The sequence below is a fragment of the Pedobacter sp. genome (genome assembly GCF_040513095.1).
Taxonomy (GTDB): Bacteria; Bacteroidota; Bacteroidia; order Sphingobacteriales; family Sphingobacteriaceae; genus Pedobacter.
This window is the reverse complement of record NZ_JBEVDX010000097.1, coordinates 1-11018: the sequence shown is the minus strand read 5'-3', so window position 1 is coordinate 11018 and position 11018 is coordinate 1. Positions and strand designations below refer to the sequence as shown.

The 11018-nt window shown below is 42.3% G+C and carries 10 protein-coding genes; 6 read left to right on the top strand and 4 right to left on the bottom strand.

What is annotated here, in order from left to right; genetic code table 11:
- On the bottom strand, nucleotides 1–630 hold a 630-nt coding region (gene recF, locus ABWY16_RS11745), incomplete at its 3' end, for a DNA replication/repair protein RecF (protein ID WP_353904833.1).
- Nucleotides 631–831: 201 nt separating this feature from the next.
- On the opposite strand from recF, the gene ABWY16_RS11740 reads away from it, so the two are divergent.
- The 6 genes from ABWY16_RS11740 (at nucleotide 832) to ABWY16_RS11715 (ending at nucleotide 5132) form a co-directional block, all read left to right on the top strand.
- Nucleotides 832–1503: a tetratricopeptide repeat protein gene (locus ABWY16_RS11740; protein WP_353904832.1), complete on the top strand. Its 672-nt coding sequence runs from the start codon at nucleotides 832–834 to the stop codon at nucleotides 1501–1503.
- A 71-nt stretch (nucleotides 1504–1574) separates the two neighbouring features.
- Nucleotides 1575–2066 carry a 6,7-dimethyl-8-ribityllumazine synthase gene (ribH, locus tag ABWY16_RS11735; protein ID WP_353904831.1) on the top strand — a complete coding sequence of 164 codons (492 nt, stop codon included), beginning with the start codon at nucleotides 1575–1577 and terminating at the stop codon, nucleotides 2064–2066.
- A gap of 328 nt (nucleotides 2067–2394) precedes the next feature.
- Complete coding sequence (ytxJ, locus tag ABWY16_RS11730; protein ID WP_353904830.1) at nucleotides 2395–2730, top strand: bacillithiol system redox-active protein YtxJ; 336 nt, start codon at nucleotides 2395–2397, stop codon at nucleotides 2728–2730.
- Between the two features lie 50 nt (nucleotides 2731–2780).
- Complete coding sequence (gene lipA / locus ABWY16_RS11725) at nucleotides 2781–3659, top strand: lipoyl synthase (RefSeq protein WP_353904829.1); 879 nt, start codon at nucleotides 2781–2783, stop codon at nucleotides 3657–3659.
- A gap of 63 nt (nucleotides 3660–3722) precedes the next feature.
- Complete coding sequence (locus ABWY16_RS11720; RefSeq protein WP_353904828.1) at nucleotides 3723–4274, top strand: RNA polymerase sigma factor; 552 nt, start codon at nucleotides 3723–3725, stop codon at nucleotides 4272–4274.
- Nucleotides 4275–5132 carry an anti-sigma factor gene (locus ABWY16_RS11715; RefSeq protein ID WP_353904827.1) on the top strand — a complete coding sequence of 286 codons (858 nt, stop codon included), beginning with the start codon at nucleotides 4275–4277 and terminating at the stop codon, nucleotides 5130–5132.
- On the opposite strand, the gene ABWY16_RS11710 is transcribed toward ABWY16_RS11715, so the two are convergent.
- From ABWY16_RS11710 to ABWY16_RS11700, 3 genes are all read right to left on the bottom strand, one after another.
- Nucleotides 5125–6615: an NAD(P)H-hydrate dehydratase gene (locus ABWY16_RS11710; protein WP_353904826.1), complete on the bottom strand. Its 1491-nt coding sequence runs from the start codon at nucleotides 6613–6615 to the stop codon at nucleotides 5125–5127. The genes ABWY16_RS11715 and ABWY16_RS11710 overlap by 8 nt on opposite strands.
- Before the next feature lie 89 nt (nucleotides 6616–6704).
- Entirely contained in the window at nucleotides 6705–9554 is a 2850-nt protein-coding gene (gene uvrA, locus ABWY16_RS11705) for an excinuclease ABC subunit UvrA (protein WP_353904825.1), read from the bottom strand.
- A 355-nt stretch (nucleotides 9555–9909) separates the two neighbouring features.
- Nucleotides 9910–10518 (bottom strand): lytic transglycosylase domain-containing protein, encoded by a 609-nt coding sequence (locus ABWY16_RS11700; RefSeq protein ID WP_353904824.1) that lies wholly within the window; start codon nucleotides 10516–10518, stop codon nucleotides 9910–9912.
- Nucleotides 10519–11018: the final 500 nt, after the last annotated feature.

Here is an 11018-nt window from a genome sequence, read left to right as displayed (position 1 = left end):
TTTATTGAATAACTGGATATAATCCAGCATAAACTGTTTACGCTTTTCAAATATCTTATTGCCCGAGTGTACAAGTTGCTCATTAAATATCTCCAGCAAAGTGGGATCATACCGCCGTGTCGCCGCTATTTGTTTCAACAGAGCGTTCCTGTTCAGCAGGTGCCTGTTGTAAATGATGAGCTCATCGAGGTATTGCGCATCAGTTTGTGAAATCACATTATCCATAAACCTCCGCCGTTCCTCACTCCCGTCCATAATGATAGTTACGTCATATGGAGAAATCATTACCAGGGGAAAAAGGCCAATGTGGCTGGCCAGTTTGTCGTATTCCTTTTTATTCCGCTTAAACTGTTTTTTCTGGTTTTTCTTTACTCCGCAGGTAATCTTCTCATTTTTTTCCTGGCGGTCGAAATCCCCTTGTATCAGAAAGAGATCTTCTGCCGTTTTTATCTGCTGACTATCAATAGGATTGAAATAGCTCTTGCACAAACACAAGTAATGAATGGCATCCAGCAGATTGGTTTTCCCGGCACCATTATTCCCAACAAAAGCATTTACGGTTTTAGAAAAGCGTAAATCAGCATCAGAATAATTTTTGAAATTGAGCAGAGTAATGTTTTTTAACCACATAGTAATATCAGTCAAAGTTACCGTTTAGATTTGTTAAAATAACCGGATCTTCATATTTGTTTCCCCCGCGAAGCTATCCCTATCAGATTCAGGAGGTTTGAAACCGGGCCTGTGCAAAAAAGTTTATTGAAATACTAAAAAAAGAGGTTGATACTTTAACCGAAAAATGTATTTTTGCAATCCTTAATTTTTTTAAATAAAATGTCCACAACAGAAAAAGAAGTAAATCATAATGTTAGAAAGGGTTCATTTTTAGAAGAAAACTCTAAAAGCCTTTTATTCATTGCCGCTGCGGTAATCTTATTGGTGATCATATACTTTTGGTATCAGAATGTATACTTAAAAGACAGGGCCGAAGAAGCTAACAAAAAAATGTACAAAGCGGAACAGTATGTTGGGGTAGACTCACTGGCTAATAAAGCGATCAACGGAGATTCGGGTTACCCGGGATTTGAAAAAATTGCAGAAGAATATAACAATACCAAATCGGCTAACTTAGCTAACCTGTACCTTGGCGGTATCTATTTACGTAAGGGAGAATACAAAAAAGCTGCAGACGTTTTAGGCAAATACTCGGAAACAGGAAGTCCTGTAGCAGATCCACTTGCATTAGGTTTGCTGGGCGATGCTTACAGCGAACTAAAAGATTACAGCCAGGCTATTACATATTACAAAAAAGCAGCCGACAAATCGAGCAACAAGTTTACTTCTCCTATGTTCCTTAAAAAACTGGGTCTGGTATATGAGGCACAAAAAGATTATGATAATGCTGAAAAAGCATATACAAAAATAAAATCTGAATTCCCGGCAAGTCAGGAAGCAACCATGATCGATGAATACATCGCCCGTGTAACTGCGGCTCAGGGAAAGTAAAATAAAATATTTTGACAAAGGCCTGCATTTAATGCGGGCCTTTTTTTATGGCTAATACTTACATTTGCGCTATGGCAACAAATTTAAAGAACCTATCTGATTTTTCACATACCACCGTTCCTGATGGCAGTGCATATAAAATTGCAATTGCTGTGGCCGAATGGAATGCAGACGTTACAGGAAGTTTATACAAAGGAGCATTTGATACCCTTATTAAAAACGGGGTTAAGGAAGAAAACATTCTTTCTGTACCAGTTCCGGGAAGTTTTGAATTAACCGGTGCAGCTGAGATCCTGCTGAACAAACATCCTGATCTTGATGCCGTAATCTGTCTGGGCTGTGTGATCCAGGGTGATACCAGACATTTCGATTTTATCTGTGATGCTGTTGCAAATGGCGTAACCCAGGTAGGGATCAAATACAGCAAACCAGTGATCTTTGGCGTGCTGACCACCAACGATTTACAGCAGGCGCTGGACAGATCCGGAGGCAAACATGGTAACAAAGGTGATGAAGCAGCAATAACTGCAATAAAAATGGCTCATTTACTGGCAACTGTCTGATAACAGGTTTGTTTTTTTTGTTAAATAACGTAGATTAGCAAAGAAAATCCAGTAAACGGAAACAACATTAAGATATCGCTCTCAAAAAGCAATACAATTTGTAATCTTTAACTGATAATAATATAATCCGGCAGGATGAAAACGTCGTACTATAGGATAGCTTCACCTCAGGAATAAAAATATATACTTATGAAAAAAGTGGCGATCGTATTGCTTGGCGTATTTTTTGCAATCACAGTTTTAGAGTCATGCGGATCACGGATCTGTCCTGCGTACCAATCGTACCCAAAGGGCAGCCGGAGAAAGTAGCTCTTAAAAAATTAAGTAAATGATGGAGTGGAAAAACATTACTGATCTGAACCAGATCAGCGATATCAAATCAACAACGGGCTTTAGTTTAATCTTTAAACACAGCACGCGTTGTTCTATAAGCATGATGGTGAAAAAACGTTTCGAGCTCGACTGGGAAGTTATCCCCGAAGACACGAACCTGTATTTTCTTGATCTGATCAGCCACCGTGCCATATCCGCACAAATTGCGGAAACCTTTCAGGTACACCACGAATCGCCTCAGATCCTACTCATTAAAGACGGCAGCTGTGTACTCGATGCCTCTCACGGTGATATATCTGCAGATGAAATTGCCGGTGTCATCAATAATTAAATGACATTTCATCTTTATAACAATTCAAACCTATTGCTTAACTTTGTTGTATGATCGCACTTCCGGTTGTTCCAGCAAACACAGTACAACGCAAACCAGATTGGCTTAGAGTTAAGCTTCCGGTAGGTAAAGAATATGCGCAGGTGCGCAGCCTTGTAGATACCCACAAGTTACATACGATTTGTGAAAGCGGCAATTGTCCTAATATGGGCGAATGCTGGGGTTCGGGTACGGCAACATTTATGATCCTTGGTAATATCTGCACACGCTCCTGCTCGTTTTGCGCAGTGGCTACTGGCAGGCCAAAAGCTGTGGATACGGATGAGCCTAACCGTATTGCCAATTCGGTAAAACTAATGCAGGTTAAACACTGTGTTATTACATCGGTAGACCGTGATGATCTGAAAGACGGTGGCTCTATCATCTGGGCAGAAACCCTGCAGGCCATCAGACGAGAAAGTCCTGAAACTACACTGGAAACCCTTATTCCTGATTTCAGGGGCATCTGGGATAACCTTTATCGTGTTTTGGAAGAGCGTCCTGAAGTAATGTCGCACAATATCGAAACCGTACGCAGGTTAACCAAACAAGTTCGCGTACAGGCAAAATATGACAGAAGTCTTGAATGTTTGAAAAGAATTTCCGACTTTGGACTGAGAACCAAGACTGGTATTATGCTGGGATTGGGAGAAACTGAAGATGATGTGCTTGAAGCAATGGACGACCTGGTGGCAAATGGTGTACACATCCTCACCTTAGGGCAGTACCTGCAGCCTACACGTAATCACCACCCTGTGCTGGACTGGATCCATCCTGACCAGTTTGCTAAATACAAAGAAATTGGGTTGGCAAAAGGACTGAGATATGTGGAGAGCGGCCCTTTGGTACGGTCATCGTATCATGCTGAGAAACATCTTTTTGAATTTTAAAAAGAGGTCATTGTTTAAACAAATTATGTTTAAACTTGTTAGACTTTCTGTATATTAGCAACATTGGCAGCGACTAAAAAAATAACCCTCACAGAAGAAGAACTGGTGCGTGCGCTCCGGGCTAAAGAGACTATTGCTATACAGGCACTCTACGATATGTATTCGGGTGCCCTGTTAGGTGTGATCTCAAGAATCGTACAGCAATCAGAGATTGCCGAGGACCTTTTACAAGAAACTTTTATTAAAATATGGAACTCTGCTGATAGCTATGACAGCAGTAAGGGACGCTTATTTACGTGGATGATCAACGTTGCACGCAATATAGCTATAGACAAACTCCGCTCTAAAGACTTCAGAAATTCTCATAAAAACCAAGACATAGAAAATAACGTAGATTTTATTGACTCGCAAAAAAAGATCACTTTTAATGCTGATACACTTGGTATAAGGGATATGGTTACTGCACTGAAACCTGAATTCAATGATGTATTAAACATGGTATACTTTAAAGGTTATACCCATGTTGAGGCCGCAGAAGAACTGAATTTACCATTAGGTACGGTGAAAACCAGGATCAGGATGGCTATTATGGAATTAAGAAAGCATTTTAATTAAGTGGAAGAATCAAAGGCATACATCGAAACAGGCATACTTGAACTTTACGTACTCGGGCAGTTAAACGCCCAGGAACAACGGGAGGTTGAAGCTATGGCAAGCAGGTTCCCTGATATCAAACAGGAAATCACCGCCATAGAAATTGCTATGGAGCAATATGCTGTTAGTCATGCAATAGAACCTACTATAGGTTTAGAAAAACAAATATTCGAAAAAATTACTACTCCTGCAGCTCATCCTTCGGCACCTGCCGCAGCTCCTGTAAACACAGCTAAAGTAGTACCTTTATATGAGGACAAATCTGCCTCAACAATCAGGACATTAAAATTTGCCCTTGTAGCTTGTATTGCATTACTGGTTATCAGCAGTGTCGCATTGTATTCGGCACATGACAAGCTTAATCTGGCCAATGAGCAGATCGCTTCTCTGAGTATTGACAGAGAAAAGTTTGCTGCTACTGTAAGTTATATCAAAGATGAAAACAAAGACCTGCAGGAAATAGCAGCAATTGCTTCTGATCCTACCTGGGCTTCGGTAAAACTTGCCGGTACAAAGATATCCCCGCAGGCCAACATGATGGTTTACTGGCATAAAAAAGGACAGCATGTAATGGTAGACAATACCAAAATGGCGCTTCCTGAAAATGATACTGCAAATCAGTACCAGCTATGGGCAATCGTCAATGGCAAACCAGTTGACCTTGGTGTATTTGATGCACAAACCCAGCCTAAGAAGTTGCTGCTTACCATGAAAGAAGTAGGTAACGCACAGGCTTTTGCCGTTACACTTGAAAAACGTGGCGGAAGTGCAAGTCCAACTATGGAAAAGATGGTTGTTTTTGGCGCCGTGTCTATTTAATTAATCCTTTTAGCGCCTGAGATACATGGTCTGCTACTGCAGAGGCCGATACGCTTACCTGCGCCTCTGCCAGCTCATCTCCTGATTTTCCATGCAGATAACAGGCAATGAATGCCGCCTGTTTCGCAGTATACCCCTGAGCCAAAAATGAAGCCGCTAATCCTGTAAGTACATCACCCATCCCGCCCTGTGCCATCGCCGGATTACCTGTAGAGTTAATAACAACATTCCCCGATTGCTCGATAATAAATGTATACTGATTTTTCAGGATGATTACGCAATTCAATTCTACTGCTTTCCTTCTTGCGGTCTCCAGTCGGTCCCACCAGGATTTCTGAGTTCCAAACAGATGATCAAACTCCTTCATGTGCGGCGTTAATATTGTACCGGCGGGGAGCTGATCCATTAGCTCGGGCAAATTGCCCAGAATGTTCAGCGCATCAGCATCAATAATAAGCGGGCGGTTCAGGAGCAGGATGTTTTTTAAAAGTTCAGTGCTTTCAGTTCCTGTTCCCAGTCCGGGGCCAATAGCTATGGTATTCAGTTTTTGAACGTTTTTAGGACTCAGGTCTGTTCTGTCAAGATACATTACTTCAGGGAGAGCCGTATTTAATGCGGTTAAGCCACTTTCAGGTATAGACACTGTTGTCAGTCCCGCCCCTGCATGCAAACATGCCCTGGCAGCGAGCAGCGCCGCTCCCATGGTTTGCCGTTGTCCAGCAATAATCAATGCATGCCCGTACGTTCCTTTATGTGAAAATGATTCCCTTGGTTTAACCAGCTCTCGTAGATCAGATGCTTCAAGCAGATGATAAGAGGATTGGCAGTTCTGTATAAATTCTTCATCAAGACCAATCGAAACTACCCTGAAGTGTTTCATTGCCCCTGCAGATTCAGGAAAGAAAAAGTTAATCTTTGGCCGTTCAAAACAGATCACGAGATCAGCTTTCAGGTAAACACCTTCTTTTTTAAGATTTCCTTCAGCGGGAAAACCTGTAGGTACATCAATGGCTATGACTTGTTTATTCATTTTATTCACCGCCAGTACAAGCTGTTTGTATGGTCCCTCAAGTTCAGCGTTGAGCCCGGACCCTAGAACAGCATCAATGATCACCTTTTCTTTCAGATCAGGCAAATCTTCAGCTCTTTCTACCTTCAGCATTGGAAACCACAGGTCTTCCAGCCTTTTCAGGTTTGCGGTGTAATCTTCGCTCTCTTTAGCAGAGAAATTGACCAGGTACACAAATACATTGCTGTACCCTATATCTTTCAGTAACCTTGCAACCGCCAGCCCATCGCCTCCGTTGTTACCTTTACCACATAAAACACCAATTGAAGTTTCATGGTCCGGCACTTCTTCTGCAAAAGCGTTAACAAATGCCCTTGAAGCAGATTCCATCAGGTCAAGGGATGTTATTTCCCTGTGCTTGACTGTATATGCGTCTGCTTCACGCATCTGTTTTGCGGTTAACAAGTTTTTCATAGGCAGTATTTTTAACGGTTATGAAGCCTGCATAAGTTTCATAGCCTTATGTTAAATATGCAGAAATTATGCCCGTCATTAAAATCAGGCTAGTTCTTTATGTTCATTTCTTTCTTCAGGAACTTTCCTGTAAGACTGATTGGATTTTGGGTCAGGCCTTCCGGTGTACCCTCAAAGATAATCCTTCCGCCGCCGGCACCACCTTCTTCACCCAGGTCAATTACCCAGTCGGCCACCTTTACCACATCCAGGTTATGTTCAATAACAAGTACAGTATTTCCTTTATCCACCAGTTCATTGAGTACTCCCAGCAATACATTGATATCTTCAAAGTGAAGTCCGGTGGTAGGTTCATCTAAAATATAAAATGTCCTGCCGGTATCTTTTTTGGACAATTCCGTCGCCAGTTTTACCCTCTGGGCTTCTCCGCCTGATAAAGTTGTAGAAGACTGTCCCAAAGTGATATATCCAAGTCCCACATCTTTCAGCGTTTTTATCTTCCGGTAAATTACCGGCATATTTTCGAAGAAAGCGCAAGCGTCCTCAATGCTCATATCCAGCACATCGCTGATTGATTTACCACGGTAGCGCACTTCCAGGGTTTCCCTGTTATATCTTCTGCCGCCACATTCTTCACAAGGCACGTGTACATCCGGAAGGAAATTCATTTCGATCACCTTCATACCAGCACCCTGACAGGTTTCACATCTTCCGCCTTTCACGTTAAACGAAAAACGTCCGGGTTTATAACCCCTGATTTTTGCTTCGGGCAACTGTACGTATAAATTCCTGATGTCAGAGAAAACACCGGTATAAGTTGATGGATTCGATCTTGGCGTTCTTCCTATTGGTGCCTGGTCAATTTCGATTACTTTATCTATTTCCTTCAGTCCGTTAATCTTCTCATATGGCAGCGGATGTTTTTTAGCCCTGAAAAAGTGGTGGTTTAAGATCGGGTACAATGTCTCCGTGATCAGACTTGATTTACCGCTACCCGAAACACCTGTCACTGCAATAAACTTCCCTAATGGAAAATCTACTGAAACATTCTTCAGGTTATGGCCGCTGGCTTTCAGAATCTGTAACTTGTGTCCGTTTCCTTTTCTTCTTTTCCTGGGTACAGTAATTTCTTTCTCCCCGTTAAGGTAAGCTGCGGTAAGTGTTTTGGATTTCAGGATCTGTGCAGGAGTTCCCTGTGCAACGATCTGTCCGCCATGCAAACCTGCTGCCGGCCCTACGTCAATCACCCAGTCGGCCTCAAGGATCATATCCTTATCGTGCTCAACTACCAGGACTGTATTTCCCAGATCACGCAGGTTCTTCAATGCGCCTATCAGTCGTTCATTGTCCCTCTGGTGCAGCCCGATACTGGGTTCATCCAGGATATACATTACGTTCATCAGCTGGGAGCCTATCTGCGTAGCCAAACGGATACGCTGTGCTTCTCCACCCGATAGAGTTCTGGCTGTACGATCCAGCGATAGATAATTCAGTCCTACATCCGATAGGAAACCCAGACGAATGCGGATCTCTTTCAGGATCTCTTTGGCTATAGTGTTCTGACGCTCGCTTAACCTGGTTTCCACATCCACGAACCAGCCTTTAAGGCTGTTGATATCCATTTCTGCCAGTTCAAAGATATTCTTTCCGTCTACCTTAAAGTGCAGGCTTTCCTTTTTTAGTCGCGCACCCTCACAAACCGGACAAGTTTTCAGCTTGCGGAAGTTCTCCATATCATCCACGGCTCCCTCGCCTTTCTTCTCATTCTGCTCTTCGAGGAGTTTGATGATCCCGTCAAATGAGATCTGGTAATTCTGCACGTTCCATTTATTGTATTCCACTGCTACAGAAAGCAGCTCCGGCGTACCGTTCAGGATTATGTCTATATTTTCTTCTGTCAGCTTCTCAATTGGCGTAGAGAGTGAAAAATTGTATTTTTTTGCCAGCGCTTTGATCACCTGGAACAACCATATATCCCTGTACTCACCCAATGGGGCAAGTCCGCCGTTGATGATGCTTAGTTTGGGATTAGGCATTACCGATTCCCTGTCCACTACAAATATGTAGCCCAGGCCGTCGCAGCGTTCGCATGCACCGTAAGGTGAGTTGAAAGAAAAACTGTTTGGCTGTGGTTCATCATAGGAGATACCAGTAGTTGGGCACATCAGGAAGCGGCTGAAATGGGAAACATTGTTTTCCTTATCACTGATCTTGATGATTCCTTTACCCAAACGCATCGCAGTTTGTACAGAATCTATCAGGCGTTTGTGGTCTTTTCTGTCGATCATCAGGCGGTCTACCACAATTTCGATATCATGGATTTTATACCTGTCTACCTGCATTTTGGCAGTCATATCCTGGATTTCTCCATCAATTCTTACTTTCACGTACCCTTGCTTGCGGATTTGTTCAAATAACTCGCGGTAATGTCCTTTACGTCCTTTTACCACCGGCGCCAGGATGTTTACTGCCAGTCCGTCATATTTTGTGTAAATGTTGTTCAGGATCTGGTCTTCGCTCATGCGCTCCATTTTCTCCCCGGTATTGTAAGAGAAAGCATCAGCTGTACGGGCATACAACAAACGCATGAAATCATAGATTTCCGTGATTGTTCCTACAGTAGACCTTGGGTTTTTACTTGTGGTTTTTTGCTCAATTGCGATTACCGGGCTTAGTCCTGATACTTTATCCACGTCAGGCCGCTCCATACCGCCCATAAACTGGCGTGAATAGGCGCTGAACGTTTCCATGTACCGGCGTTGTCCTTCGGCATATATGGTATCAAAAGCCAGTGAAGACTTGCCGCTTCCGCTTAGTCCAGTGATCACCACCAGCTGGTTCCGCGGAAAAGATATATCTATATTTTTAAGGTTGTGGACCCTGGCACCATACACTTCTACATCTTTTTGCTCGCCCAGGTCAATGGTATTTTTGCTCATATATATTTATAAACGCTGTTGAAATTTTTGAAATTAAGACAGCAAATTTGCAGCCACAAAAATGCTAAAAATTTTATCATTAAAAAAGTGAGGCTTGCTGGAACAATAGCTCAAACGTAATGATTTTGAATTATTGGCCAGCGTTTTAAGAACACCTTCAATCGTTTGTAAACGCGTACTCAAGAAATCCACTGTAGAAACTTTAATGTTTTTAAACTTATTGAACAGTCTTTCCTGTCTGCTGACTATAAAGAGAGTTATAAAACCATCTGGATAAGCAAACCCGAAAAACTCAGAGATTAAACGCAAAAAGCCGGCATCATGTGCCGGCTTCCCCAATTGCATGTCAATATTTTTATTCTCTTCCTGTATTCAATGCCAGGATACGCTTAGGCGCCCGGTTGTCAAAACGTGAAGACTTCTTCAGGATCTGCTTCATCGAAATGAGTTTATACACATAACCGCCTGTTTCACGGTTAAGCTTCATTTTGAAATAGTTATCCTGGCTTTGCCTGTTGATCTGTTTTCTCATGTGGTTATCACCTACATTGTAGGCTGCGGCCACTAAAGTCCAGCTATCGAAGATCCCATAAAGTTCTTTGATGTATTTGCAGGCAGCGATGGTAGATTTGCGCAGATTTTTGCGTTCATCAACAGATGAATTTACTTTCAGTCCGTAACTCCTGGCTGTACCAGGCATAAACTGCCAGAATCCGTTTGCTCCTCTTGGTGACATTCCGCCCTGAATACCCGATTCAACCAGGGGAACGTATTTAAAATCGTCAGGTATACCATAAGCTGCGAGTATAGGTTCGATAATCGGGAACCACTCTGCTGCCAGATGATGTAAACGATTGGTTTGAAGACTGCTGAAATTGTGAGCAGCGAGAACTTTCTTCATTTTTCGCTCTACTTTCCTGTCTCCAACAGGCAAGGTCTCTTCTGCGAAATTTAACTGAGCCATCAGAGTTGCCGGCTCTTTTTTTAGTGTGGGTATTGTGGGTATTATAGTGTTTTTAACAGTGGTATTGACTTCTTTTTTTTGACTTTTTGCTGCTTGGGGCATGTAGTAAGCAAACACTTTTGCCATAACCAGTAACCCTAAAATTACTGAACATGTTATTATGTGTTTCTTTATCATTTTCCTCCTTTTTTTGGTTAACAATTATAAAACGCCTGCAAACATACGATATATAAAGCTAATTATCAAGACATTACATAATTTAGGGTCAAAAGGCCGGTTTAAATGCCTGTAGGGCACGATTTTAAATTTAACAATTGGATGGAAAATATAGGAGGTGGTTTCCGCTATTTTTATTAAATTTGCACCCCGCATTAAGTATGTGGTTAACAGCGTATCATGATAAAAAATAACAACAGGAACAGTCGGGATGACAAGTCCAAACCGGGAAACCGAAGCACAACAGGTAGAAGCCAGAGTGGAACAGATAGTTCTTACAAAGG